Origin of the sequence: Leptolyngbya sp. FACHB-60 (assembly GCF_014695775.1) — a bacterium.
Lineage (GTDB): Bacteria > Cyanobacteriota > Cyanobacteriia > Phormidesmidales > Phormidesmidaceae > Nodosilinea.
Genome location: NZ_JACJOX010000020.1, coordinates 130,712 through 156,897, shown reverse-complemented (window position 1 = coordinate 156,897; position 26,186 = coordinate 130,712). Strand labels below are relative to the sequence as shown.

25 protein-coding genes and 1 pseudogene are annotated in these 26,186 nt (G+C 55.7%); 15 read left to right on the top strand and 11 right to left on the bottom strand.

The window, feature by feature from the left end; genetic code table 11:
• Positions 1-35 precede the first annotated feature (35 nt).
• Positions 36-665 carry a L,D-transpeptidase gene (locus H6F57_RS07665; protein WP_190625681.1) on the bottom strand — a complete coding sequence of 210 codons (630 nt, stop codon included), beginning with the start codon at positions 663-665 and terminating at the stop codon, positions 36-38.
• Between the two features lie 970 nt (positions 666-1,635).
• On the opposite strand from H6F57_RS07665, the gene H6F57_RS07660 reads away from it, so the two are divergent.
• Positions 1,636-3,315 carry a serine/threonine-protein kinase gene (locus tag H6F57_RS07660; protein WP_190625680.1) on the top strand — a complete coding sequence of 560 codons (1,680 nt, stop codon included), beginning with the start codon at positions 1,636-1,638 and terminating at the stop codon, positions 3,313-3,315.
• Positions 3,316-3,545: 230 nt separating this feature from the next.
• Here H6F57_RS07660 and H6F57_RS07655 read toward each other — a convergent pair whose 3' ends face one another.
• Positions 3,546-4,376 carry a hypothetical protein gene (locus H6F57_RS07655; RefSeq protein ID WP_190625679.1) on the bottom strand — a complete coding sequence of 277 codons (831 nt, stop codon included), beginning with the start codon at positions 4,374-4,376 and terminating at the stop codon, positions 3,546-3,548.
• A gap of 443 nt (positions 4,377-4,819) precedes the next feature.
• Entirely contained in the window at positions 4,820-5,245 is a 426-nt protein-coding gene (locus H6F57_RS07650) for a DUF29 domain-containing protein (protein ID WP_190625678.1), read from the bottom strand.
• A 132-nt stretch (positions 5,246-5,377) separates the two neighbouring features.
• Between H6F57_RS07650 and H6F57_RS07645 the strand changes: the two genes are divergently transcribed.
• The 6 genes from H6F57_RS07645 (at position 5,378) to H6F57_RS07620 (ending at position 12,361) form a co-directional block, all read left to right on the top strand.
• Positions 5,378-7,201: a DUF1989 domain-containing protein gene (locus tag H6F57_RS07645; RefSeq protein WP_190625677.1), complete on the top strand. Its 1,824-nt coding sequence runs from the start codon at positions 5,378-5,380 to the stop codon at positions 7,199-7,201.
• Complete coding sequence (locus tag H6F57_RS07640; RefSeq protein WP_190625676.1) at positions 7,198-7,713, top strand: hypothetical protein; 516 nt, start codon at positions 7,198-7,200, stop codon at positions 7,711-7,713. The genes H6F57_RS07645 and H6F57_RS07640 overlap by 4 nt, the downstream gene beginning before the upstream one ends.
• A gap of 243 nt (positions 7,714-7,956) precedes the next feature.
• Positions 7,957-9,354: an ammonium transporter gene (locus H6F57_RS07635; RefSeq protein WP_190625675.1), complete on the top strand. Its 1,398-nt coding sequence runs from the start codon at positions 7,957-7,959 to the stop codon at positions 9,352-9,354.
• Between the two features lie 45 nt (positions 9,355-9,399).
• Positions 9,400-9,819, top strand: coding sequence for a hypothetical protein (locus H6F57_RS07630; RefSeq protein ID WP_190625674.1), 420 nt, complete (start codon positions 9,400-9,402; stop codon positions 9,817-9,819).
• 159 nt (positions 9,820-9,978) lie between these two features.
• Positions 9,979-11,583 (top strand): CapA family protein, encoded by a 1,605-nt coding sequence (locus tag H6F57_RS28285; RefSeq protein ID WP_199294702.1) that lies wholly within the window; start codon positions 9,979-9,981, stop codon positions 11,581-11,583.
• Positions 11,584-11,962: 379 nt separating this feature from the next.
• Positions 11,963-12,361, top strand: coding sequence for a hypothetical protein (locus tag H6F57_RS07620; protein ID WP_190625673.1), 399 nt, complete (start codon positions 11,963-11,965; stop codon positions 12,359-12,361).
• A 153-nt stretch (positions 12,362-12,514) separates the two neighbouring features.
• On the opposite strand, the gene H6F57_RS07615 is transcribed toward H6F57_RS07620, so the two are convergent.
• The 4 genes from H6F57_RS07615 to btpA form a co-directional block, all read right to left on the bottom strand.
• The gene (locus H6F57_RS07615; RefSeq protein ID WP_190625672.1) at positions 12,515-13,003 is read right to left on the bottom strand and encodes a tellurite resistance TerB family protein; all 489 of its coding nucleotides are present in this window, start codon (positions 13,001-13,003) and stop codon (positions 12,515-12,517) included.
• A 161-nt stretch (positions 13,004-13,164) separates the two neighbouring features.
• The gene (locus H6F57_RS07610; protein ID WP_190625671.1) at positions 13,165-13,551 is read right to left on the bottom strand and encodes a DUF2809 domain-containing protein; all 387 of its coding nucleotides are present in this window, start codon (positions 13,549-13,551) and stop codon (positions 13,165-13,167) included.
• A gap of 141 nt (positions 13,552-13,692) precedes the next feature.
• A complete protein-coding gene (locus tag H6F57_RS07605) occupies positions 13,693-14,613 on the bottom strand; it encodes a vitamin K epoxide reductase family protein (RefSeq protein WP_190625670.1) in 921 nt (306 codons plus the stop codon).
• Positions 14,614-14,723: 110 nt separating this feature from the next.
• A complete protein-coding gene (btpA, locus tag H6F57_RS07600; protein WP_190625669.1) occupies positions 14,724-15,575 on the bottom strand; it encodes a photosystem I biogenesis protein BtpA in 852 nt (283 codons plus the stop codon).
• A gap of 354 nt (positions 15,576-15,929) precedes the next feature.
• Between btpA and rimO the strand changes: the two genes are divergently transcribed.
• The 4 genes from rimO to H6F57_RS07580 all read left to right on the top strand — a co-directional run bounded on the left by rimO (position 15,930) and on the right by H6F57_RS07580 (position 19,788).
• Entirely contained in the window at positions 15,930-17,282 is a 1,353-nt protein-coding gene (gene rimO, locus H6F57_RS07595; RefSeq protein WP_190625668.1) for a 30S ribosomal protein S12 methylthiotransferase RimO, read from the top strand.
• Positions 17,283-17,328: 46 nt separating this feature from the next.
• Entirely contained in the window at positions 17,329-18,738 is a 1,410-nt protein-coding gene (locus H6F57_RS07590; protein ID WP_190625667.1) for a DEAD/DEAH box helicase, read from the top strand.
• 208 nt (positions 18,739-18,946) lie between these two features.
• On the top strand, positions 18,947-19,144 hold the full coding sequence (locus H6F57_RS07585; protein ID WP_190625727.1) for a hypothetical protein: 198 nt from the start codon (positions 18,947-18,949) through the stop codon (positions 19,142-19,144).
• A gap of 149 nt (positions 19,145-19,293) precedes the next feature.
• Positions 19,294-19,788 (top strand): Tic20 family protein, encoded by a 495-nt coding sequence (locus H6F57_RS07580; RefSeq protein WP_073607087.1) that lies wholly within the window; start codon positions 19,294-19,296, stop codon positions 19,786-19,788.
• Here H6F57_RS07580 and H6F57_RS07575 read toward each other — a convergent pair.
• A complete protein-coding gene (locus H6F57_RS07575; RefSeq protein WP_190625666.1) occupies positions 19,785-20,561 on the bottom strand; it encodes a fumarylacetoacetate hydrolase family protein in 777 nt (258 codons plus the stop codon). The genes H6F57_RS07580 and H6F57_RS07575 overlap by 4 nt on opposite strands.
• A gap of 160 nt (positions 20,562-20,721) precedes the next feature.
• Between H6F57_RS07575 and rpsF the strand changes: the two are divergent.
• Both rpsF and H6F57_RS07565 read left to right on the top strand, forming a co-directional pair.
• Positions 20,722-21,009, top strand: a pseudogene (gene rpsF / locus H6F57_RS07570) (30S ribosomal protein S6); the annotation flags it as partial.
• A 442-nt stretch (positions 21,010-21,451) separates the two neighbouring features.
• The gene (locus tag H6F57_RS07565) at positions 21,452-21,973 is read left to right on the top strand and encodes an Npun_F5560 family protein (RefSeq protein ID WP_190625726.1); all 522 of its coding nucleotides are present in this window, start codon (positions 21,452-21,454) and stop codon (positions 21,971-21,973) included.
• A 58-nt stretch (positions 21,974-22,031) separates the two neighbouring features.
• Here the strand turns inward: H6F57_RS07565 and H6F57_RS07560 are convergent, their stop codons facing one another.
• Positions 22,032-22,934, bottom strand: a complete 903-nt coding sequence (locus H6F57_RS07560) for an S-layer homology domain-containing protein (protein ID WP_190625664.1) — start codon at positions 22,932-22,934, stop codon at positions 22,032-22,034.
• Between the two features lie 230 nt (positions 22,935-23,164).
• Here H6F57_RS07560 and H6F57_RS07555 point away from each other — a divergent pair, with 230 nt between their 5' ends.
• Positions 23,165-23,905, top strand: a complete 741-nt coding sequence (locus tag H6F57_RS07555) for a hypothetical protein (protein WP_190625663.1) — start codon at positions 23,165-23,167, stop codon at positions 23,903-23,905.
• A 23-nt stretch (positions 23,906-23,928) separates the two neighbouring features.
• Here H6F57_RS07555 and H6F57_RS07550 read toward each other — a convergent pair whose 3' ends face one another.
• Positions 23,929-25,458 (bottom strand): anthranilate synthase component I family protein, encoded by a 1,530-nt coding sequence (locus H6F57_RS07550; RefSeq protein WP_190625662.1) that lies wholly within the window; start codon positions 25,456-25,458, stop codon positions 23,929-23,931.
• Between H6F57_RS07550 and H6F57_RS07545 the strand changes: the two genes are divergently transcribed.
• The gene (locus H6F57_RS07545; protein ID WP_190625661.1) at positions 25,457-25,615 is read left to right on the top strand and encodes a hypothetical protein; all 159 of its coding nucleotides are present in this window, start codon (positions 25,457-25,459) and stop codon (positions 25,613-25,615) included. The two genes, H6F57_RS07550 and H6F57_RS07545, sit on opposite strands and share 2 nt — an antisense overlap.
• 31 nt (positions 25,616-25,646) lie before the next feature.
• On the opposite strand, the gene H6F57_RS07540 is transcribed toward H6F57_RS07545, so the two are convergent.
• Positions 25,647-26,075 carry a photosystem I reaction center subunit II PsaD gene (locus H6F57_RS07540; RefSeq protein ID WP_190625660.1) on the bottom strand — a complete coding sequence of 143 codons (429 nt, stop codon included), beginning with the start codon at positions 26,073-26,075 and terminating at the stop codon, positions 25,647-25,649.
• Between the last annotated feature and the right edge of the window lie 111 nt (positions 26,076-26,186).

The window sequence follows — 26,186 nt, the reverse complement described above, 5'->3', positions numbered from 1 at the left end:
GCCAGGATAGGGTGACAATTATGCAGACCGTTGGCCTACTGTTTCACAGTGACTGAGGTGCCAAGCTTGACCTGGCTATACAGAGCTTCGAGATCAGCTCTGTGCATGTGGATACATCCGTGCGATGCATTTCTACCCACCGTTGCTGGGTTGCGAGTGCCGTGAAACCCGATCCAATTGTGACCGTCTGTCCAAAAGCCAATCCACCGCGTACCCAATGGATTGCGGGAATCACCGCCAGAAATTCGCTCATCGGTGAAGGGACTGATCCAAGTAGGGTTTTCGCGCATCTGCTGCACTTGAAAGGTGCCTACAGGCGTTTCCCATCCAGACTGGCCCACCCCAATGGGGTAGCGTTTGGTTATAGTTTCGCCCTGGTAGACCAAGACTTCGTGATGCCGCAGGTGAATTTCTACGCGAACATCTTGAGCTTGTGAAGCGATCGCAAGTGTTGAGTTAGCTAGGTTAGCGTCAGCGGGCGGTGCTTGATTGCTTTGAGGAGGTACTGGTGCAGTTTGAGAGCTGAGGGAGGCCACCTCACCCAAGCCAGCGTCAACGGACAGCCCCTGAGGGCTCTCAACGGGTGGCACCGTCGCCTGAGGCACCGGGGAAGAAATTTCACCCGTGAGCCCTGGTTCAAGGGCAGAGGTGGGTGCAGTAGGCATATAACCAGAACGGGCTTGCTGGGCAGCAGGCACGATTAAGGCCACGAATAAGGCAAGCCCAGTGAGATTAATGAAGCGGTTTAGCATGTTGAAATCTATGTCGCGATCGCGCAAAAGCCACAGGTGAAGAAATATTGCAAGTCTTGCGCGCTGCTGAAACTTGTGGTTTTAGTCAATGCGTTGACGAGCAGAGTAAGCTGACAACCTCAACATTCGCTAACAGCAGGTAGCCGTCCACAAAATTGTGAGGATTGCCTCTTACTCAAGGCAGAGCTTACCCTAAACTTTAGGTTGAGTTAACACGTAACTGACTTTATCTCAGATGTAATGACAAGCTGCTAGTTTTGCGGCAAAGTCAACAGCTTTTGGATCCAAATTTCGTCTGTTGTTAATGATTTTGGATAGGTCAAAGGGCAGTCCATAGCAAAGTGCTAAATGGCCTAATTTCCAAAATTTTTCATGGATTGAAAAATGCGATCGCCGCTATAAAGTAGTTATTCAGAGACATTTAGCTGCTAAAAGAGCCAAAAGGAAAAAATAGAAGATTCTTTCTCTGACTCCAAAATATGGCGTAAATTCACCTTTGGCGGTGCAAAGCTATGGCGCAGATGCCTTCGTTGCAAAGGGTATGATTGACCGGCTGCTGCGATCGCCCGCACCCATGAGCTATAAGCAAATGGGAGGCATGCTATTAGATCATTTTTGGCTCTTTACGTAGAGAATTAAGGGGTCTGGCCTTCTGTCCCGTTTCCTGCTAATTTTTGGCCATGTTTGGCGGTTCTAAAGGTTTAACTCCAATTATTCTCCTCTAGGAACCTGCTGACGGCCTATCGCGTCACCCTAAAATTGGCCAAGTCGGCATTTATAGCGATCGCTATGTTTAGGGTTATGCCGCTGAGCGCTACCCTAAGGGGGTTAACGGCATCTGCTAGATTGTCGTCTAATAGTTCAACCGTCACTTCCAATGGCTATGACCGCTTCGTTTCCCAACCTGCCGCCAGAATCTAGACCGCTGGGAGGCCGCTATCGGCTCATGCAGCCCTTAGGCTTGGGGGGCTTTGGTCAAACCTTTAGTGCCCAAGACCTGCACCTGCCGGGGCATCCGCTCTGCGTGGTGAAGCAGCTCAAGCCTCAGGTGACCACTGCCGAAGAGCTACAAACGGCGCGACGGCTATTTGATACTGAAGCCCAGACCCTCTACAAGCTGGGGACACACCCACAAATTCCGGGGCTGCTGGCCCACTTTGAGGAAGGGCAGGAGTTTTACCTGGCCCAGGAGCTGATCGAAGGTCACTCTTTGGCAGAAGAGCTGGATACCCCCTGGACCGAGGCCCAGGTCGCCGCATTTCTGGGCGATCTACTGGGGATTTTAACTTTTGTACATTCCCATGGCGTCATCCATCGCGACATCAAGCCTTCAAATTTGATCCGCCGCGCCAGCGATAGCCGCATTGTGCTGATTGATTTTGGTGCGGTGAAGCAGGTGAGCGCCCAGGCCACGGCTCTGCGGTCTGGCCTCAGCCACACCATTTCCATCGGCACCCAGGGGTATATGCCGAGTGAACAGGTGGCCGGGAGACCCCAGTTCAGCAGCGATATTTATGCCGTCGGCATCTTAGGCATTCAGGCCCTGACCGGCTACCCACCGACTGAGCTGCATCCCGACCCTCGCAGCGGCGAGCTGGAGTGGCAGCAATACGCACCCCAGGCCAATCCTGCCCTGCTGGATGTGTTGGAGGTGATGGTGCGCTACGACTTTCGCACCCGCTATACCACTGCCGTCGAGGCGCTGGCTGCCCTAAGGAATTTGCCCCCAGCCTTGAGTCGGTATGTGCCAGCTGCGCCGGTACCTCAGGGCCAGTCTCCCCGCACCACTGCCGCAACGGTGGCGATAGGGCGGCGGCGAGAACGGACTCAGCTGACAGCCGCCCAGGTGCCAGCCGCCCAGGTGCCGGTGCGGCGGCGAGAGCCGTCGTCAACTAACTGGGTGCCCCTGGCGGCGGGGGCTTTGGCGGCGGTGGTGGTGGCGATCGCCGGTCTACTCGGCTGGCAGGCGTGGCGCTCAGCCTCGTCTACCCCAGAAGACGAAACCCCAGTGGTGTCCACGGCTCCTACCGTTGATTCACCTGCCGACGCTGAGCCTACAGTCGTTGAACCTGAGCCCGAAGCGGAAGCGCCTGCCGCGCCCCGCGAGGCCGCTGTCGAATCGGCTGAGGCTGAGCCTGAGGCACCCGCTGCCCCAGAGCCAGAGGTGGTCGATGCGCCAGAAGCAGAGGTTGTAGAACCTGAAGCGCCGGCTCCACCAGCGCCAGCGGGTGGGGGGCTAACGCCCGAGGCAGCCCAGGCGACGGTGGCAACCCTGTATAGCCATGTTTCGAGTAAATCTTGGGATGCGGCGCGATCGCAGTTTAGTGGCTCGCTAGCGCAGCAGTTTGACCCTGGCTTTTTTGCCCAGTTCGATCGCGTTTCAGTGGAGAATCTGCGGGTGACGGGGCAAACCGCAGACAGCATTAATTTTGTGGGCGAGAACACCTATGTTTACCCAGATGGCTCTACCCAGCGAGAACAGCGATCGTTCACGGTGCAGATGATAGACGGGCAGCCTCGAATTGTGGGCTCTAGCTTTGGCGGGGTGTTGGAGTCTCGGTAGTCAAGGTTGATTCTGGGCCTGCTTCCGTTGTGCGAGTTGAGGCGATCGTGACTAGCAGTACGCCCAAGGTGTTGTCTTCACCAATGTTGAAGTTGTCTAGACCCGAGAGAATCAATTTGCTTTCGGCGTTTTGCTGAGACTTATCACAGGCTATTCTCTGACTCGAGTGGAAAACGCTTACGGTTCAAATCAGCTGAATCATCTTTCTACGAATTTGTCTAAATGCATAATTAACTAATGCTTTCAGCGCCTGTCTGCAATATATATTCAATGCGAACGAAGGCTTTTGTAAGTTCTGTAAGAGTGACGGCCTCATGAACTGTTAGAGTTGGAGTCTCTGTACTGCCGTGACCAGCAAGAGGTGTTGTGTTACGTGCATTATAAACAGCGATCACTTTGGCTTGCAGTTCAGGTGGAAGTTGAGAATCCCTCTGGTACCGAGCAAAGAAAGATCCTAAAGATTGGTTCTGAATACTGGATGTTCCGACAATGTGCTTAGCAAGAGTTTCAAAAATGCTGGCGCTCGCATGAAGCACCGCAGAATAATCCTTTGATTCCAAACCAGTGTCCATCCGCTTCACAAGCACGCGAATATTCGGATGCTCCCCAACATCAGGAGCATCCTCTTCTAACTGTTCGATAGAGAAAACATCCACTGCGAGATCCCCATGCTCTTGACGAAAGCGAAAAGAGGAGTCTTCTTGTTCTAGGGATTGATTTAACGTTGAAGCATCTAGCCATCCGTGCTCCAAAGTCTCACAGAGCAACTCAATTAATCCGGGTGTATCGAGGCGGCGAAGACACAGCTCAAACTCCCCGTTATGCCATGCGTATTCAAAGTTCTCATAATCACCCCAGTCGTTTGCTGAAAGAACATAAATAGTTTTTCCAGCCAGCGTTCGAGATCGATTGACAAGCCAGTTCCTGTTAATAAGACCATTCTTTGCAAAATCGAGATTTCGCTCGATTAGCCGAGTTAAGTAGACTCTTAGATCTTGAGAGACAACTTCGTATTCAAGCCGCCTTTTGTCTTCTTCTGATAGATAGATCGAGTATTTCATAGTAGTAGTGTGAGCGACAACTGATTATGTAATACTTAAATGTTAGATTCGTTGAACAAGAAGCTTACAGCACTGCATCATCTAGTAGATTCACTGGATGACAGTCAGCACTTAAGGGATTAAAAAGCATATTTGATGTTTAAACTTCAAGTTTTGAAGGTATAGCTTAGTAGATTTGAATTCAATTCCTGGAAATAGTAGCCTTATCACGTCAAACGTGCTGACTAAAAACTAAGAAATGACGGGATTCACGATCGTGAAAATGACTATGGCCTTCCAAATAAAAGCTTCGGGGCCTTTTGTACATTTCATAGTTATGACCTAACCAGTGGATGGCGATCATGACCAAAACCCTGCTGCTGGAGTAGTTTTTTGACGAGATAAGAGCTTCACAAATAGTGATTGACTGTGGATGGTGGCAATGCTCACCATCCACACGGCTCCTAGGGCAAAAAGTTTGGAGTAAGAGCCTCGGTAAAGGAGTAAGGACAATCCTCTGGGAAAGCGTCGTAGCTTAGCCCAGTTTCTCGCACCGCTAAGTCAAGCCCATCCTGGTAGGCGCGGGCTATGGCCTCTGACAGAAACGGCTTTAGACTGGGGCTGTCTGCTAAAAGCTGGTCGATGCGTCGGCGCTGTTCTCGCATGATCGATCGCCAACTGTTACTGCGGTTCCCAGGCTGGTATTGCCACTTCAGCAGATGTCCGAGGAGAATGCCTAGGCGGTTTCGTAACTCCTGTCGTTCTTGCCGTCCCAAGGTTTCAATTTCCTCCACCAAGTTTTCAATATCTAGTGCATCCCAAATGCCTGCTTTGAGAGTCTTAGCTTGGGCCTGAGTCCAGGCGTAAAAATCGCTGTTGTAGAGGGTCATGGCGGCTTTGCCTAGCGCATGGCGTGTGACTCAAGTGTAGCCAAAAGCAGGCTGGCCAATCTTAGCCCAGAGATGGCTAGTTCGGTAGCCTGCACCACTGCGGCGAGCCAGAGCCTCTGGTGCAATCTTGTTATGACAACTGCACTGCCCCTTCCGCCCATAGCCCACACCGACATTCCGCCGCCGCTGGGGAAAGTGGTAGTCGAGTATCGTATTGCGCCGGGGGAAGCGATCGCCTACTCGGTCACCGCTGGCCAATTCATTCAAATCATTGATGTGGCTGGCTCCCAGTGCTCCGACTTTTTGGCCTTTGGTGGCGAGCACCACAGCGACCCGCTCGATGCCACAGTGACTCGAACGCTCACCGGGTTGGCCGTTCCCCAGGCGGGGCTGCCCAGCAAGCTCTTTTCGCAATCGATGCAGCCGTTGACAGAGGTGATTCAAGACACCTGCGGTCGCCACGACAGTTTTTTGCTCGCCTGCACCGCTCGCTACTACGAAGATGCCGGCTATCCCGGTCACCCCAGCTGTAGCGACAACTTTAACCGGGTGCTGGCCCCCTACGGCATTGCGCCCCGCCCCGGCTGGCCCGCCCTCAACTTTTTCTACAACACCAGTGTGGATGGTCACGGTGCGATCGCCTTCGCAGAACCCCTCTCTCGCCCTGGCGACTACGTACTGCTGCTGGCTCACCAAGATTTGCTCTGCGCCAGTTCCGCCTGCCCCGACGACATTGACCCCGCTAACGGCTGGCAGCCGACGCCCATTCACCTACGCATCTACGCGGCAGGGCAAACCTTTGAACGGGCCATGGGGCGACGGGTGGCAACCTTGCCCCTGCGAATGACCCAGGCCAGCGCCTTTACCCCCAGCATTCATCAGCTGACCGACGATTTGACAGAGTACAACGGCTTTTGGGTGCCCCAAACCTTTGCCCACCAGGGTGATCAGGCTGAGTATTGGGCACTGCGCCAGCGGGCAGCACTAATGGATCTCTCGGCCCTGCGCAAGTTTGACATTGCTGGAGCCGATGCCTTTGCCTTGCTGCAATACGCCTTTTCTCGCAATCTGGAGAAATTAGCAGCGGGGCAGGGGGCCTACGGCTGCTTGCTCACCCCTCACGGTGGCATTGTCGATGACGGTATTGTGTTTTGCTTTGGCCCCACCCGCTACCGCTACGTGGGCAACTGCGACACCGACGGCGATTGGCTACAGCGCATTGCGAACGATCGAGGTTGGCATGTGACGGTGGAATCAGTGAGGCTTCACAACCTTGCCCTCCAAGGCCCGCTCTCCCGTCAGGTGCTCAAAACCCTAGTGCCCGAGGTCGAATTCCTGGCTTACTTCGGTTTTCTAGAAGCTCACATCCAGGGCATTCCGGTGCTGATTTCGCGTACCGGCTACACCGGCGAACTGGGCTATGAGCTGTTCGTACATCCCCAGGATGGTGCAGCACTGTGGGATGTTTTGACGCAAGCCGGAGCACCAGTAGGACTGCTGCCCCTGGGTATGAAAGCCCTCGATCGCGCCCGCATCGAAGCCGGATTGCTGGCCCTGGGCCACGAGTTTGACGATTTAACCTCGCCCTACCAGGCGGGTATTGGCTGGGCCGTGGCGCTGAAAAAGCCTGACTTGATCGGCAAAGCTGCCCTAGAGGCCATTCGTCGCCATCCCCCTCGGGTGGCGGTGGGGCTAGTGCTAGAGGGGGCAGAGGTGGCAACCCACGGCCAGCCTATTTTCGCCGCTGGGGAATGGTGGCGGGTGGGGCAGATCACCAGCGCCACATTTTCACCCATCCTCAATACCAGCATTGCTATGGCCCAGGTCGTCCCTGAGTTTGCTGAGCCTGGGCTGGTGGTCGAGGTCGGTCTGCTGGATGGTCTTAAGCGCAGGGTGAAAGCAACGGTGGGGCCGCTAGCGGCGTTTGATCCAACCAAGAGTCGGGTGCGGGTATGAATGAATTCACGGTTTCCTCTCCTTGGGATCTAGCGGGAGCCGATGGCCTGGTTGCAGCGAGAACCTTATTTGGCGAGGCGGTCGATCATCTAGCGCCTTTTCAGTCGATGGAAACCACGCTGGCGAGACTGCCCTGTGCGGTGCTGAGACTGTGCGATCGCAGCTTTCGCATCACCTACCTCGGTCCCCTCGACCAAATTGTGGCGGCTCTACAGCTTCAGGTGTGGGTCAAGCAGTTGAGCTGGATGGGGGCCATCACGCTACCCGCTGAACAGTTCCCCACGATAGCGGCCCAGGCCACCGTCAGAGCTCCCCATCGGCTGCACGGGCTGCCTCTGCACTGTGCTGTGCCCGCCCAAATTTCGGCTCTGCCCGTCCTCATTTGGCATCACCCCGTGGCCGGTCAACCTGCCTTAGACCTGCACTTTGCTAAGTCCCAAAGCGAAAAGTTTTGCCGCCTAATTCGATCGTTCAGCGGTGGTTCAGTAGCGCTGACTACAGCTCATACCTAATTTGCATTGCACACTCTTGACATAACAAGCCGAGCATCAAGACAGTGCGGCTCGTTATTTAGTTTCTGGTTCATTTTTGGGTCCAAGGCTGTCCGTAGATAGGCTACATCTCTCAAGACCTGGCAGCGATTGTTTTTAGAACGAGGCGGCTTTTTCGTTCTTGGCACGCTCGCAGTTGAGTGGGTTGGTCGTTTTGTTTCGATGAATTCTTTGTACAACTTAACTGACAGTTAGGAGTTACCTATGTCTCCTGAATCACAAGAGTTTTTAGCAACTTTTGTATCAGAGTCTTACTACTATTGGGCCTCTGTTCTAATGCTGTTAATTCACGTGGGCTTTTTGGCCTATGAGGGCGGTGCGGCACGGTCCAAAAACGTTCTGGCTACTATGGTCAAAAACCTAATGACCTTAGCCTTGGTAGGTCTGACGTTCTTCTACTTCGGCTGGTGGGTTTACAACGCCTTTCCCCTGTTTCCCTTCCAAGGGGGCATTGTCGGCCCATGGACTGACCCAGCCTCCGAGGGCACGGTGGGCGATGTGCTAGCGCTGGTGCAGGCTTCCTATCCTTGGTCCCCGGCGCTTGGCCCCAACATTGCCGACAACCTGACCGGGGTGTTCTGGTTTGCCTTTGCTCTGTTTGCCATGACCACGGCCTCCATCCTTTCAGGGGCGGTGATTGAGCGGATTCAGATTGGGGCTTACTCTATTCTGGCCATTATTTTGGGCTCGTTTACCTGGGTGGTAGCCGCCGCTTGGGGCTGGAGCCCTTACGGTTGGTTCTTTACTCAGCTGGGCTATCACGACTTTGGCTGCGCTGCGGTGCTCCATGGTGTGGCGGGCTTCTTTGCCCTCGGGGTGGTGATTAACCTCGGCCCCCGCATCGGCAAGTTTGATGCCCAGGGCAAGCCACGGGTGATTATGCCCCACAACTTGCCCCTCACCATGGTGGGGCTCATGCTGATTTTCGTTGGGTTCTACGCCTTTTTGGCCGCCTGCGTCATCTTTGTTCCAGGGCAGACGAGCGAGATCACCATCTATGGCACCCCCATGACCCTGGCTTCGCTAGGCGTAAACACCACCCTGGCCCTGTCGGCTGGTCTGGTCGGGGCCTATATGGGCTCTAAGGGCGACCCCTTCTACACCATTTCAGGTGGCCTGGCGGGGATTATTACCTCCGGAGCTGGGCTCGATCTCTACAGCCCGCAGATTGTGATTTTGCTGGCCTTTTTGGGTGCTTTTACCATGCCGTTTGTGGGCAGGGCGATCGAAAAAGCTGGCATTGACGATGCTGTAGGCGCCTTTGCAGTGCACGGCTACTGCGGCGTACTGGGCTCGCTCTTAGTGGGTATTGTTGCCGCTGGCTACCCTCAACCCGAGGGTGTTCCTGCCATTAATTTTGGTGCTCAGATTATAGGTGCAGCAATTTGTGCGCTACTGCTGGGCTTTTTGCCTGGCTATGGGGTTAGCTTAGTGCTGAAAAAGATGGGCCTACTGCGTATTTCTGAAGCTCAAGAAATCACCGGCCTAGACTTATCTGACTACGGCATCGCTGGCTATCCAGAATACTCTATCCTGCCTGAGAAAAATGGCAATTTGGATATTCCCGTTGTGCCGATGCCCCAGGTTGCCCCCAAACCCTAGGTTAAAAGTTCATCAGGATATTAGCTATTTTGAGGAGCCAGTTTTATGTCAAGCCCATTTACTACCTACGAAGAGTTTGAAGGGGCGATAGATGGCCCGATGGGCGGTGCCATTTACACCTTTGCCCACACTCCTACAATCAACGTGATTGCGCTGTTGATTGGGGTTGGCTTGTTCTTCTGGTTTTTGGCGAGAACCTTCAAAAGCCACTACGATCTGCCCATTCCTGAGAAAGCTCTCAATCACCTCAGCACCTTCATCGTCGCAGGGCTGCTTTCTTGGGCAGGGCTTGAGCATCGCCAGTCGGTGCAGCCCCATCAGCCCGCAGCTCGAGCTGAAGCGGTATCTCAACGACCCAGCCCCAAGGCGACGCTAGGGCTGATGGGGCTGGTGGGTACTGGCTTGCCCATCCGGCAACGACAGCGCCGTAAAGGCCTCTACCGTGATATTGGTTCGTCTCGGTAGAGGCAGCGCCGCTGATTTCCCCATTCCACAGTGTTCGATAGACCCGTCTCTGCCCGGTTGGCCTCTGGCTAGCAGGGCAGTTTTTTGGCAGGTGATAGTTTCTTTTTACTCCGAAGGTATGATTTGCATTAACTTTGGAGCCTGGATACCGTTTCATTTGTGACTATTGCTGATCTGACCCAACTGTCTGCATGGCCCCAGAGCCAGCGGGGCAACATAGCCACGATCGCCGATCTGCTCACCACGACCCTAGGCGATCCAGCGTTGCGGGTAGAGGTTTCTCGGCGCGATCGCACCCTCTACGTGCTGCTCACCGCCCCAAATCTTGATGGACTGCCTCAGCACATCAATCGCATTCACACCGTAGTGACGGCCCTCGCTCTGCCTGACATCATCGAACTAAAAGTGGTGGATGGCACCGATCGCCCCCTAGAATACCGCTGGCAGCAGGTCTTTAGCCTAAATGCCGCTGCCCCAACGCCTCCAGCCACCATCTTTGCCGATGGACCGTCAGCGGAAGGAGGAGCTGTGGGAATCGCGCCCACTGCTCGCAGCTCAACGGAATCAGTGCCAGCGCCAGCAGCCTCTAGTCCTCACCGCTGGCGCTGGGGAGCATTGTCTATGGCGACGGTGCTCGGGTTTGGCCTAGCCGCTGGGATAACCCAATGGCGTTACGAACAGCAGCGTGTATCTAGCCCAACCCAGTCACTACCTGCCACCAAGGCCGGGATGACTCAGGCGATCGAGCCCCTGCTTCCGGCAGCGTCTACCGCAGCCTTGGCGCTTCCCGACATAGCGGCCCCCGTAGCTCTGACTATTAAGGCCGTGGGCGACATCATTCCCGGTACCGACTACCAGCGCTACCGCCTGCCCGACGACTGGCAATACCTGTTTGGCAGCATTCAATACCACCTGGGCGAAGCCGATATCACCTTCGGCAATTTTGAAAGCACCCTCACCGAAGTGCCGAGCAGCGCCAAGGACACCAGCAGCGCCAATACCTTCGCCTTTCGCACCCCACCCTGGTACGCCAGCGTGCTCAAAGAGGCCGGGTTTGACGTTTTGAGCGTAGCCAACAACCACTCCATGGATTTCTTTGAGCAGGGCTTCACCGATACCATCGCCCACATCGAAGCAGCAGGCATGAAGGCCGTGGGCCGTAAAGGCGAAATTTTGTACGTCGAGGCCCAAGGGCAAACCGTGGCGTTCATTGGCTTTAGCAACTATCAAGAGCACAACCGGGTGCAGGATATAGAGGCTGCGATCGCCCTAGTAGAGACCGCCAACGCCCAGGCCGATATCATTGTCGTCTCCTTCCACGCCGGCAAAGAAGGCACCGATGCCACCGTCACCCGCGATCAAGACGAGCTGTTCTACTCCGAAAATCGCGGCAACGTAGTGCGCTTCTCTCGCGCCGTTGTTGACCACGGGGCCGATCTGGTGCTGGGCCATGGGCCCCACGTTCCCAGAGCGATCGAGCTGTACAACAACAAGCTGATTGCCTATTCTCTCGGAAATTTCCTCGGCTACCGCAGCCTCTCTACCGTTGGCCCCTTGGGCACCTCGCTGATTCTGCAAACCGACCTCGATGCCCAGGGCAACTTCGTTAGCGGGCGCATCATCCCTGTCGCCCTCGATCGCAACGGCGTCCCCTACCTCGATGACCACTTCGGCGGCGTGGTGCTGGTGCGCCAGTTCACCCAACGCGACTTTCCCGATACGCCTCTAGAGATCGACGATCTGGGCTACATCTGGCCCCAGTGATGCCAAAGACGCATCCTATGAGCAAAAGGAGATAAAGAGAGCAAACCCTTTGACATCAATATTGTAGAAACGGTCTAGAGAGTTGCAACATTCCCCACAACTAGCGATTTTGGGCAGATCGATGTCTGCTGCCTGCCAGGTTCACTCCTCAATTCAGCATTACCCAATCACCCTTCCGCCCCGTTTCTATCTTGAGGAAGACGTTAGAGGCCGTATTTTTACTTACGCTACTCACATCTAGGAAGTCATTAGCTGTGAAGCTTGTTGACTGACTGATTGCCTTTTCTAGAGTTATCAGATGCGTTCTTTTAGTAGAAAAAATCTGTAGCTCAGCGGTACTTACCACAAATTTTATTTCTGTTTTTAGAAGGATAAAATCATGGCAACTCGTAATCTTTATATCTCATTAAAAATGACTGTCAAGCGCCTTGCAGTGTTGCTTGTGGCTGTGGTTGCACTGTTTGGCTTTTCCCAAACGGCAGCTCTGGCAAATCCTGCCCCTAGCTCGTTGGTAGCCTTAGCCGCATCGTCTCGCTTTGCTGCTCAAGCAGAATCTAAAGGTGCAGAGCCAATTATTCCTGAAGAAAAACTCAGCGAAATGCGAGAGCAGCGCCGCGAATGGCAAAACAAAGCCGCTACTGACGCCGCTGCTGCTGCTGATGCAGGAAAGAAATCTAAAAGCTCAGCTGGAGAATTAATCAAAGATAAGCTCAACCTCGATGAGATTGTTGAAGAGAATGAGATTGTAGAAACACTGACCAATTCTCAAGAGAAATAGAAGCATCTCCTTCGAGTTAAATAAGACAGGTGGGCAATGGGCTTAGAAAGCTATATGCCATCATGCCCAATGCCCACCTTAATAAGCTATTTGAGGTTAGAAACGCCAGATTAATGGCACATTTTTTTGCCATTAACAAGGATTAAATAGAATCTACTCTTCTTCGCTCTCGTCGTATTCCTCCTCAACTTCTTCCTCTTCTTCTACTTCAGAGAAAAGCTCGCTTACAATTTCGTCAGCTCGATCGACAGAGATTCTGAGAGCTTGGCGCAAGTCGTCGATAAACTCCTGCTCGTCTTCGGGCACTTCACCGTCTGAAACGAGAACGACTAGCGCAATAATAAAGGCGGCTTCTTCTACGCCCTCATCCTTAATCGTCTCAATGGCTTGGGAGACGACGGCTTCAACTCCAGACTCGTTGATGAGGTTGCCGATCTCGGCACCTAAGTCGGCAAAGTCTTCCTCCGTATATTCAGAATACAGGTCGATGCAGCTGACCATTTCACCCAGCGCATAGGCTTCTGCATCGCTAGACACATCACCATCGGCAAACGCTGAAAATAGACCAATCATGGCCACTGCTAGTTCTGGGCTCAAGGCAACTTGAGTACCACCACCACGCGGTAATCTGCGTTTAGGCATGTTTCTCTAATCCATTAGTAATGTTGTGCGGTCCCTGGTCATTTGATAGTCAACCAGGCTTAGCTTCAGCATTCCCGGAATGGAACGGGTCGTACAGCCCGGAACTATTTTGGGCAAATCGATAAAGTTGAGTAAAGTTTGCGCAATGGCGGTTGGTCAACCTATCTATTCCATCGTCCAGACGCCACAGGGCGATGCTCCACAACCAGCACTAGGGCGGCACCGATCGCATAGGCCAGAATGTCTTTGCTATCAAAGGTAGTGCCGAGTACGGTGGCAATTAGCCGGTTGTCGCGCAGTCCGAGGCGATCGACTAGCTGAAGATATTGCAGCCCTTCAATGAGGCAGGCAAAGGCAAAGACCCCCAAGGCCGCAGTGATAGTCCGAATTTGCCAAAAGGCTTTGATGAAGCAGTAGATGAGAACAACAACCAAAATATCGCCAACTAAAGGGCGAATGATGCGATCGTCTAGAAAAATCGCGATCGAGGCTTCAATCAGAAACAATAAAATTGCTAGATAAAAATACTTAGTATTAAATCTAATCATTAACCTTGGCTTGATGATTAGATTAGAGCTGATCAAGCATTTGCTTAAAGGCGTCAGTTCATAACTGAAACGGCTGACACCCTATATGGTTGGGTACCAGCCGTTTCAAAGCACTAGCGCAATTTGTGTGACTTCAAGCCTCTAGCGCTGAAAATTCGTTGGGCCACTGTAGTTTGTTAGCTCCGCCAGACGCGCTAGGCTCTGGGTGCCCGGATAAAACTCGCCGTTGATCTCCCAACTGGGGAAGCCGGTAATTTCGGGTTTCGACCGACACACCGCGACCTGGGGGTTTTGGCCGTCTTCTGCACACTCTACATAGTTGATTGCGGCAGCGGCTTCAGCCCCAAACAGCTGTTTTTGGTCGTGGCAGTGGGGGCACCACCAAGCGCCATACATAGTAGCGCCGACCTCTTTAAGGTGGTTGGCCAAGGCAACTTCGGCGGGGCCAGAGGCGCTGGTAATCGGTGGCCCGGCCTGCCCGGCGACGTTGCTGCTGGGGCTACCTGCAGCGTTAATAGGGGCATAAACAGCCAGGGTCGCGACGATGGTTACGACGCCCACAATCAGGCCGATGAAGGCGATCTGGCCAAGGTCATCCCAATGGTTGCCCAGCAAAATAATCACAAACATGGAGATGGCGAACAGCGCCGAGCCAATGCAGTAGGGGCAAACCGCCTGTAGCTCAAAGGCCAGCACCGTCATCAGATAGCCGCTAAACACCAGCATGGCCGAGGCCAGCATAAACATCAGCGGCCAGGTCCAGGTTTCAAGCTTCTGGCGCAGAGGCTTGTTTGTATCGGCATTAACTAATAGAGGGGCAACGGCCAGCACTAGCATAGTGCCGTAGGCCAAACAGCCAAACAGCGTCAGGGGCAGGCCAAATACGGTGCCCCAGGGGCTAGAGAGCACGCGATCGCACCCTTCTGTGGGGCAGGCCCCACCGCCAGTCAGCTTAGCAATGGTCAGATAACCCGTACCCAGAGCACCGATCAAGGCGATCCCCGCCACCAGCCAGCGCGACCAGCGATGAATCCAACGGCTCTCTTGACGACGACGTCTCATGATGCGCCTCTCTTCCAAAACAGCTAACCCAAACTCTACAGCGACACGAGATGGCGGGGGTTACCGCCCGTTTAGTGTCTATCTTAATGCCTCAGTCCAGGCATAGACCGTCACCCCTTAGGGGCCACCATGGTCGGTAAGGTGAGATTGCTCTCTAGGGCTTCCAGGCTTTCCTGCATGGCCTCTACAAACTGCCCCACACGAATTGGATCGATGGGCTGGTTAACGTCGCCCTGGCGCTTAAGGGAGCTGGCGACAATCACGCCGTCGGCAGCCTTCATTAGAGTGCCGATGTTGTCGACATCGGCCCCGCTGCCAATGAAGACGGGGCGATCGCCCGCTGCGGCCTTGGCCAGTTCTAAATCTTCCAGGCTGGGCGGGCTGCCCGTCGCCCAGCCCGACAAAATAATGCCGTCGGCCAGCCCCCGGTGAATGGTCTCCTGCACCGCCGTAGTCAGGTTGGGCGAGCCCAGGGGGCGAGCATGCTTGACCAGCACATCGGCCAAAATCTGTACCGAGCTGCCCAGCTCTTTGCGGTAGCGCAGCAGATCGTGAGCGCAGCCCTCGATCAATCCCTGGTCAGTGGCCATCACACCCGTGAGCACATTGACGCGGATGAAAGCGGCCCCGGTGCAGGTAGCGATCGCCAGGGCGCTGCGGGCATCGTTGCGCAGCACGTTAATACCGATGGGCACTGTGATCAGTGTCTGCAAGCGCTGCACCACCAGACCCATGGCGCTGACCACCGCTGGGTCTACGGCCCCCTTAGTAAACGGGGCGTCAAAAAAATTTTCCACAATAATGGCGTGCACGCCGCCCGAGGCGAGGGCCGTGGCCTCTTGCTCGGCGCGATCGACCACGGCCTGTAAGTCTCCCTGCCAGCGGGGAGACGTCGGCAGGGGCAGCAGGTGCAGTACCCCAATGACCGGGTTGCGGGTGTTAAAGACTTTGATTAAGTCCACGTGAATTTTGCCTGGACTCGCCTAACGTATAGAACTACAGGTTGACCTAGCCCGCCTCAGCAGACTCAGGCCCAACCCACCCTATCAGCATATCAATCCCGGGGACGCGATTTAGGACATCCCCTGCTTTTGTGATGTATTATTTATGAGTGTTAATTTGTATTGCCCCCTGGTGCCATTGGCCAAAAGATTTGCTGGGCAATTCGTCAACACAGGATTGATGGATGCCTGAGCGATGGTGTTAATGGTGCTGGTACCGAGATGGAACGGTTTACCAGTGGCTTAGCGTGGCTAAGTCGACTCTACGACCCAAAGCTTTTGGCATGATTGGCATGTTACACACTGAGAGACACCATGGGGCTGAAGCCAACGGTTGCGTTTAACCACCTGGGCTGTGAAAAAAACCGGGTTGATACCGAGCACATGCTCGGTTTGCTAGTGCAGGCGGGCTACCAAGTCGATGCCAACGAAGAATTGGCTGACTATGTTGTGGTCAACACCTGTAGTTTTATCCAAGAGGCGCGGGAAGAGTCGGTGCGCACCCTAGTGGAGCTGGCCGCCGCCAAAAAGAAAGTGGTGATCACGGGCTGTCTGGCCCAGCACTTTCAAAATGAGTTGCTAGAAGAAATTCCCGAGGCCGTGGCCTTGGTTGGCACTGGCGACTACAATCGCATTGTCGAAGTGATTGAGCGGGCCGAAGCGGGTGAGCGGGTGAAGATTGTTTCCCCCGAACCCACCTACATTGCCGATGAAACCGTTCCCCGCTATCGCACTACGGCCTCTAGCGTGGCCTACCTGCGCGTAGCAGAGGGCTGTGACTACCGCTGCGCGTTCTGCATTATTCCGCACCTGCGGGGCAATCAGCGATCGCGCACCATCGAGTCCATCGTGACTGAGGCTCACCAGCTGGCCGCCGAGGGCGTGCAAGAGCTGGTGCTGATCTCGCAAATCACCACCAACTACGGCATGGATCTCTACGGCAAGCCCCGCCTGGCCGAGCTACTGCGGGCGCTGGGTGAAGTAGACGTGCCCTGGGTGCGCATGCACTACGCCTACCCCACTGGTCTCACCCCCGAAGTGCTGGCCGCCATTCGCGAAACCCCCAACGTGCTGCCCTACCTCGATCTACCCCTGCAGCACTCCCATCCCGAGGTGCTGCGGGCCATGAACCGTCCCTGGCAGGGGCAGGTTAACGACAATGTGATTCACCGTATTAAAGAAGCTCTGCCCGAGGCCGTGCTGCGCACCACCTTCATTGTGGGGTTCCCGGGCGAAACCGAAGCCCACGTTGAGCATCTGCTGGAGTTTGTAGAGCGCCATCAGTTTGACCATGTCGGCGTGTTTAGCTTCTCCGCTGAGGAAGGCACCCCTGCCTACAGCCTGCCCAACCAGGTGCCCCAAGACGAGCGCGATCGCCGCCGCGAAGCGCTCATGCTGGCCCAGCAGCCTATTGCCTGGGAGCACAACCGCTCCCACATTGGCCGCGTAGTAGATGTGTTGATTGAGCAAGAGAACCCAGCCACGGGCATGGCGATCGGCCGCAGCGATCGTTTTGCCCCTGAGGTTGACGGTCTGGTCTACGTGACCGGCACCGCTCCCCTCAACCAGATTATCCCTGTGAAAATCACCGCCGCTGACACCTACGACCTCTTTGGCGAAATCGTCGCGATCCCGTCCGCAGAGCCCTTGCTAAGCCTGGCTCGCTGAGTTTTCTCAATATTTTGTCTTTTGTCCACTGCTCCAAGGAACTACTATGACCCTATCGTTTGCCAGTTTGGGCCTATCTGCTGCCCGCGTTAGCCATCTCGAAAGCATGGGCTACGACGAACCCACGGCTATTCAGGCAGAGGCTATTCCTCACCTGCTCTCAGGGCGAGACTTGATCGGTCAGGCCCAAACCGGCACCGGCAAAACCGCTGCCTTTGCTCTGCCTCTCATGGAGCAGGTTGACGCTAGCAATCCCGCTGTGCAGGTGCTAGTGCTGACGCCTACCCGCGAGCTGGCCATTCAAGTGTGCCAAGCCATGCGCGGCTTTCGCATCGACGGTCGGCCCAAGGTGTTAGCTATCTACGGCGGCCAGTCCATCGAGCGCCAGCAGGAGCAACTCCGCCGGGGCACTCAGATTGTAGTGGGCACCCCAGGTCGCGTGCTCGATATGCTCAATCGGGGCAGTTTGTCCCTTAAAGGCCTGGGCTGGCTCGTGCTTGATGAAGCCGATGAAATGCTCAACATGGGCTTTATTCAAGATGTCGAGAAAATTCTCAGCAAAGCCCCTGCCGAGCGGCAAACCGCCTTTTTCTCTGCCACCATGGCCCCAGCTATTCGGGAGCTAGCCACCAAGTTTTTGCAGTCTCCCGTGACCGTCACGGTGCAGTCGCCCAAAGCCTCGCCTAAGCAGATTCAGCAGGTGAGCTACATCGTGCCTCGAGGTTGGACCAAGGTGCGCGCCCTCCAGCCCATCCTGGAGCTAGAGGATCCCGAAACCGCGATCATCTTTGTGCGTACCCGTCGCACCGCCGGCGATCTCACCCGCCAGCTCCAAGCGGCAGGCTACAGCGTCGATGAGTACCACGGCGACCTCAGCCAGTCCCAGCGTGAACGGCTGCTGATGCGGTTTCGCCAGCAGCAGGTGAAGCTGGTAGTGGCCACCGATATCGCGGCCCGAGGGCTGCACGTCGATGACCTCACCCACGTGATCAACTTCGACATGCCCGACGCTATGGAGAGCTATGTGCATCGCATCGGCCGCACTGGGCGGGCGGGCAAGAAAGGCATAGCGATTTCCCTGGTGACACCTCTAGAAAAGTACAAGCTGCGACAGATTGAGCGCCACACCAAGCAGCCCATGACCCTGGTGAAAATTCCCACCCGTGCTGAGATCGCCGCCCGTAACCTAGAGCGGCTGCGCAGCCAGGTGCGCGAGGCGATTACCAGTGAGCGGTTGGCATCGTTTTTGCCGATAGTGTCTCAGCTCAGCGAAGAGTATGACCTGCGCACTGTTGCCGCCGCCGCCCTGCAAATGGCTTACGACCAAACTGTACCGGCATGGCAGCGCGAACACCACAGCAGCGAACCTGAGATGTCCGAGGGTGGGGTGCCCCTGCCTAAGAAACGCAAAGGGGTCTCCTCGGAGCCGCGCGAGGTCAGCAAGGCGAAGGAATAGCGGGAATCCTCTAGAGATTCTTACCGCCGAATCGTTGTCGGACGCTACGTGCAGCGTCCGACAACGATTTTTTAGACCAAAAATTTATATTGCGGGTTGCGTTGACCGATTGAGTTTGATTGCGTATGCCAGCACACAGCATCTCCCGTAGGGCATCCTAAGATTAAGGAAAGGTCAGGTTAACCCCGATGTTAGGGAGGTGACCATCGTGCTGGTGCTAATGACCGATAATCAACTCATTTCGCCCCAGTCTGTGTGCTGCAACTGTCTGATGGCCGATCGCCACGGTCAGCCCCGCTGGCAGCAGGGTCGACTGGGCTGCGGTCGCCCAGTGGCCAGTTTAGACCAAGCTTTGCCCGCTCAGTTTGAGTGCCAGATGGGCTTTCGGGTAGCTGATATTGGCTAAAGATATAGACGGTAAGAGACAGATGCAGAACCCCATGGGGTTGTTCTCCGTACCGTGAACCGTATACGTCGTCTCCCCGGCAAACCATAGATTTACGATATGGTAAGGCTATAGCCTGGTAGCCCTTAGCGTTTGTCTGGAGAAAACCAATGACCTGGAGCAGTTCCCCAAATCCCACTATCTTGGATCGCATTCTGGCGGCCCTGCCCTATATTTTGCCGGTTACTGCCGGGCTACCCTACGGTCTTCAGCTGATTAGCCAGTTTCCGGTGTTTGGTTTTTTGCTGCTGCCCCTGGCCCCCTTGATTGCCGTCTATGGCACCCTAGAGAGCACCATTCCCTTCTTTGGGCTAATCGTATTTTTTGCGCTCATTTTGCTGGTTGTGCGCAACGAAAACATCAGCCGATTCATTCGCTTCAACACGATGCAGGCGATTTTGCTGAGCATTATTTTGGCGGTGTTTAGCCTAATTCTCAGCCTGCTAGACCCCAGCCTGTTTGGGGAGCTGCTGTTTAGCACGTTGTCCAATATGTTGTTTCTCGGCATGTTGATTTCGGTTGGCTACTCTCTGGTGCAGACCTTCCGGGGGCTTTACGCCGAGATTCCAACGATTTCAGAGGCCGTACACATGCAGGTGCGCTAGGGGCGCAGCGCCACAGTATTTTCGAGCGCACCAATGCCTTCGATTTCTACTCTGATCTGGTCGCCAACCTGAAGTGGGCCGACCCCAGCTGGGGTACCCGTTAGGATTACGTCTCCGGGCAGCAGGGTCATAATCTCGCTGATGTAGGACACCAGGTAGTCAGGGCTGTAGATCATTTCTTCGATTGAAGCTGACTGTACGGGCGCTGCTTGGCCGTTGAGAAAGGTCTGAAGCAGCGCTCCAGCGCTAAGTTCTCGCACAATCCAGGGGCCGAGGGGACAGAAGGTATCGAAACCCTTGGCGCGGGTCCACTGGCTATCACGCTTCTGCAGGTCACGGGCGGTGACATCGTTAGCGATGGTGTAGCCCCAAATTTTGGCGCGGGCGGTTTCGGGCGGCACATGGGCGCAGCGATCGCCGATTACCACGGCCAACTCGCCTTCGTAGTCGACCTGGCCCGATTGGGGTGGATAGTAGATAGGAGCCCCCACAGCGGTAACCGCCGTTGAGGGCTTGATAAATAGCAAGGGCTCAGGCGGGGTTTCGGTACCCATCTCGGCAGCGTGGGCGGCATAGTTTTTGCCCACCGCTACTACCTTGGAAGGGGCGCAGGGGGCCAGCAGGTCATAGCTACCGGGCAATAGCTCGACTTCGGTGGGCTGCCCTTGCAACCAGGGTGGCGCGTCTAGCACTTGCACACTGCGATCGGGGCGCAGCAGTCCGTAATGCAGTTGCCCAGTTTGAGACTGAACCCTAACGTAGCGTTGCGCCATAATTTTCTAACTCTTGGCCTGCTAATTCTTGGTATGATTGTAGATCCTTGTCTTTGCGCCAGAACGTAAAGCATGGGTAAGCGAGGGGCCAAACGGCTGCAAAGGCTTATTTATGCCTATTTTTGGCTGCTAAAGGCCACTATGTCCACAAGGAGTTTTCATGACAGCTTACATGTACGAGACGATGTACATCCTGCGCCCCGATCTAAATGACGAGGCCATTGATGCGACTATTGGCAAATATCAAACCATGCTGAAGGATCAGGGCGCTTCAATTTTGGAGACCCAGCACCGGGGCAAGCGCCGTCTGGCCTACGAAATTAATCGCCACCGTGAAGGCATCTATATTCAGATGAATTACACCGGACCTGGCGGGGCGATCGCACCTCTTGAGCGCGCCATGCGTCTGAGTGAGGAAGTGATTCGCTTTCTGACAGTGAAGCAGGAGTCTGACGAGCCTTTACCTGAAGAAGTTGAAGAACCTGCTGAGGTCGTTGCCGCCGTCGCTGACGAAGCTACCGTCGTCGCTGACGAAGCTACCGTCGTCGCTGACGAAGCTACCGTCGCCACTGGCGAAGAAGAGTAGACCTGGCTTTGCCATAAAATGCCCGTCTGCCGCTGGTCAGTCTGCCCTTAGGAAGAGATTGACTAGCGGCTTTGGTTTAGAGGGCAGCCAATTTAATTTTGAGTGTGCCAACTTTTCAGACAGGTGCTATAAATTAGCAGCAACTTAATCTAACCCTGCCAAAGTCTCGCTGGGCTCACCCATATTATTTTGGACACAGCTAGTTGAGCCAGGACGGGGAGCATGATCAGGCTTTAGTGCATCGGGTAGCAGGTTAGTCGTTTGGTGTGGGAGTAATCTTGTGGCGCAGTCTTCATATACTGATATGAATGAGCAGCAGGCAGAAATTGCCCGGCTCGAGTCTGAGCTGGCCATTCGTGACCAGCTGGTGCAACAACTTTCTCAGGAACTGTTTCGCCTAGTGAAAGGCAACACTGGGTTTGTGCCCAGCCCCGAAATGTCTGAGCAGCACCAGGCGGAGATGACTGCTCTGCGCGATCAGCTGCGGGGAGTTGAAAAGCAGATTGACTTTTACCAAGGGCAGCTAGAAGAGCGCGACGGTGAAGTGCTACAGCTGCGGCAGACGGTGCAAGAGTTGACCGATCGCACCCGCATGCTTGAGCAGGTCGTGCAAGAACTGCCCACGGTCTATCGGCAAAAGTTTGCTGACCGCATGACGGCGGTCAAGCAGCGAGTGGCCGAAATTCAGCGCGAAAATCGTCAGCTTCAGGCCGAGTTACAGAGCGTCAGCTATCGTTTAGCTATGCGTACCCGTCGCAGCCAGCGGTTAGAGCTGCCTACCCTAGAGCAGGATGGCCTGGACGGCATCTCGCTACCGTCGTTTTAGAAATATCCGGTGTAGTTTATTTGCCATTAGTATGCCTCGCCTACCGTAGGGCTGAGGTTTAATAGCTATGCCATGATGGCAGCTTGGCCTTTTCTACGATGTAGGGTGAGGGTATCGCTTGTAGACTGCCCGTGTACACCAGCGATCGATGCAGCATGGCGGCCACTTCGGCTCGGCTGGCGACTCGGTCGGGAGCCAGCACCGTAATTTTCGGATAGTTGACCACCAGACCTGCTTCGGTCGCCGCGACTAGCTGACGAATGGCCCAGATTGGCACCTGGTCTCGATCGGCATAGGGCACCAAGGCTTCGGTAGCGGCGCGGCTTGATGTCAGTGCTAGCCCGTTGGCCAAGGCCACAATCACCTCAATGCGGGTGACAGACTGGTTTGGCAAAAAGCCCACCCCTGGATGGCCGCTGAGAAACCCCATTTTTACTGACTCTTGCACGCTGCTGTAGGCCCAGTGGTCTGGCCCCACGTCTGGGTACGAGGTCTGCTCAGGAATCGGGGAGCGATCGGGGGAGAGATTAAACTGGGCTAGCTGGGCGGCAAACTCAGCCCGTGTCATCGCGGCCCCAGGGCGAAAGGTGCCGTCGGGAAAGCCCGACACCAAATCTCGCTGGGCCAGATCAGCTAGCAGCGGCCAGGCCCAGTGATCGGTATTGAGGTCGTCAAAGTTGGGCTGAGTTTGTACCAGCGGCAGCTCAGGCCAAGCCTGCTGGGGCGGCAGGGGTTGAGGGAGCACCGGGGGAGGCACTGTCAGGGGCGATGGCTGGGGATAGGGGCGATGAAACAACCTTTTGAGACCCCGCGCTGGGGGCGGACTGGTGGCTGGTATCAGGGTAGCTTCAGCGTCTACGGGTTGTTTGCTAGTCCAAGCAAACAGGGTTAAGGCGGTGGCGATCGCTAACAGCCCAGCGAGCATCAGCGGATGCCACCGAGGGCGATGGGTTGACGGCATCTGAGGCCACCGGGGCGAAGAACGGAATGGCATTGGGGACAGATGACTGCGGCTGCTACACTAAAGCGATGTCAGGTCACACTATTGACCAGACTTGCCCCCCTATGATAAGTCTTGCCTAGGGGTTGAGCCGGTTTAGGCCGAGCGTAAAATTTTGGCTGGCCAGTGGCGGCGTTTTACCAATGCTGCCCGTCTGTCGCTGGTTGAGCCACATATCGGACTGAGGAGTAATGGTCAAGGGGAAACAAAAACGCCGGGGCTCCCTGGCTGCGATCGCGGCCTTTACCTCCCTGGCTGGGTTAGTGGCAGCCAGCTATGGCCAACGGTCTCAAGGGGAGGCCCAAGCCATCCTTGCTAGAACCACTGCACCTACTGCTCAAGTATTGCCCTCCTACAGTCCTCAAGCTGGCCCATTGCTTGACGGTGTGCTCGCTCCCCTCAGCTCGCTGCGGGTGATGCAGCGGGCGATCGCCCTGGCTCCTGGGGTCAATGCCGATGTCGCCCCCACTCTGGCGCTGCTAGCAGCGCCTCTCAAGACTACAGGTCTCGGTCCCATTCGCATCGGCATGGAGCTCGACGATCTGCAAGCGAAGGGGCTCACCCCAGTCCTGATCGAAGACGCTAGCAACGGTCAATGTCAGTACTACCGCATCAAAGACCACGGTGAACCGATTGGGCTGATGGCTATTGACGATCAGGTGCTGCGAGTCGATGTGTGGCCAGGCAGCCTCACCACCACCCGCAGCGGCATCAGAATTGGCTCGACCGAGCAAGACCTGGTGCGAGTGTATGGTGAACAGCTAGAGGCTACCGCCAACCCGGTGACCCTTGGTAAGACCGTCATTTTCACCCCCCAGGATCCCGGTGAAGATGTCTATCGCCTGGTGTTTGAAACCGACGACCAGGAGCGAGTCACGCAGTTTCGCGCCGGACAGTTTCCGTCAGTGACTTGGGCGGAAGGCTGCGGCTAGGTAGTCATTGCCCTTGAGCAGAGCTAGCTTAGGCACCGAATCGCCTCTAACATGCCTCGGGCTTTGTTTAGGGTTTCTTGATACTCTGATTCGGGGACAGAGTCGGCCACTAGCCCGGCCCCGGCCTGTACCGCAACGCTGTGCCCCCCCTCGGGCAGCGCCCTCACCACCATGGTACGAATGGTAATGGCGGTGTTGAGCTGGCCCTCAAAGTCGTAGTAGCCATAAACCCCAGAGTAGGGGCCACGGCGACAGGGCTCTAGGTCATGGATGATCTGCATAGCGCGAATTTTGGGCGCACCGCTGACGGTGCCCGCTGGGAAACAGGCCTTAAGTAAATCCCAGGCGGTTTTGTGCGGGCTGAGGGCTCCGACCACGTTGCTGACGATGTGCATGACGTGGGAGTAGCGCTCGATCACCATCAGCTCGTCAACCTGCACGGTGCCGCTGAGGCAGACGCGACCCAGGTCGTTGCGACCCAAATCGACCAGCATGACGTGCTCGGCCCGCTCTTTGGGGTCAGCCAGCAGGTCTTTTTCGTAGGCGGTGTCTTCAGCAGCGGTTTTGCCTCGGGGGCGGGTACCGGCGATCGGGCGCACCGTGGCCACGCGGGGCTGGCTGGGGTCGTCGGCCAGGGTGGCCTTGACCATGACTTCGGGGCTAGAGCCAATCAGCTGCCAGTCGTAAAAATTGAAGTAGCACATGTAGGGGGAGGGGTTGATCTGCCGCAGCGAGCGGTACAGATCGAATGGATTACCCCCATAGGTGGTATTTAATCGCTGGGAAATGACGACCTGAAAAATATCGCCAGCCTGGATGTGAGCCTTGGCCTGCTCAACGCTGGCACAGAATTCAGCCGGGGTGCGATTGCTGGTGTAGTCTACTGGGGGCGCGTCGCGGTGGGGCGGGTGCCAGGACAGGGCAGACTGGGCCGGGGGCAACGGCAATGTGAGTTTGTGGAGCAGCTGCTGGACGCGATCGCAGGCCGCCTCGTAGGCTGCCCGCACATCTGTGCCGGGGTAGCGCAGGTCGGCGTAGGCCACGGCCCAGATTTTGCGCTGTACCTGGTCAAAAATCAGCAGGCTATCCACCTGCATCCACAGACCGTCGGGCAGGTCGTCGGGGCTGAGGGGGTAAACAGGCACCGTGGGCTCAATCCAGCGGATCAGCTCGTAGCCCCAGAAGCCAAACAGGCCGCCAATGCCGGGGGGCAGGGCGGGCAGCTTCACCGGTTGGTAGGGGGCAAGACAGTCGGCCAGGGTGTCGAAGGGGTTGCCCTGGTGGTCAATGACGGTGCCGTCGCGGTGGGTTTGGGTGGCGCGATCGCCCCGACTTTCTAGTACCCACACCGGGTCGCAGCCCAAAAAACTGTAGCGGCCTAGGCTTTCGCCCCCCTCGACCGACTCCAGCAAAAAGCTGTAGGGCTGCCCGGCACAGACTTTGTACCAGGCCGATACCGGCGTGTCGAGATCGGCCAACCACTCTTGATAGACGGGCACAAAGTTGCCCTGGGTGACGTAGGTTTGAAACTGCTCAAAGGCTGGAAAAATCATGGCACTTATTCTACAGCGCGATCGAGGCGGCGCAATGGTTCAAGGGCTGGCAGAGGGGGCGATCGCCACCCATAGGCCAGCCCGTCTAGATAGCAAAAGGGGCCTAGCCGCAGCTACGCCCCCTTACAACACAACAGTCACAGTCAGAACTTGGTAGCAATCAGCTCAGCAAGCCGAGCCAAAAGGGCCTAGACCTCGTAGGTAGTCTTACCGCTAAACTTGATGGTGGACGGGTCGGGGTTGGCCCCGATGTTGCGGCCAATGCTGTTCACGGCCCCACGGCCCTCGTTCACCTTTTCAGGGAAGACGCCGTCTGCTGGGTGCAGATACTGGGTTTCACCGCTGGGGAAAACGCGGTAGATCTTGTAGTTTTCGATTCTGGGCTTAAATCTGTTGCGCAGCTGTCTGCTAAGGGCAAGGCACTGCTCTTTGCGGGCCAGGTAAAGGAGGTTATCCCCTTCGTTCATGAAGGCAGCGCCACCGGTGGGCATTTCAAAAACCTGCTTCTTGGGGCTGGTCCAGGTGATGGCATATTTTTCTTCGACCGCAGCCTTGGTGAGGAGACCGCCGGTGCTGCCTCCATAAATAGGTGTTTGACCTGTCAGCGATTCAGTCATGAAGTCCTATCTCTCAACCGTTTGATGGGCATCGTATCATCGCAAGAGTAGGGGGTAATACCGATTGTTGAGGAAGTGTAACAGTTCTTCAGGTAGCGGTGAAAGACTTGA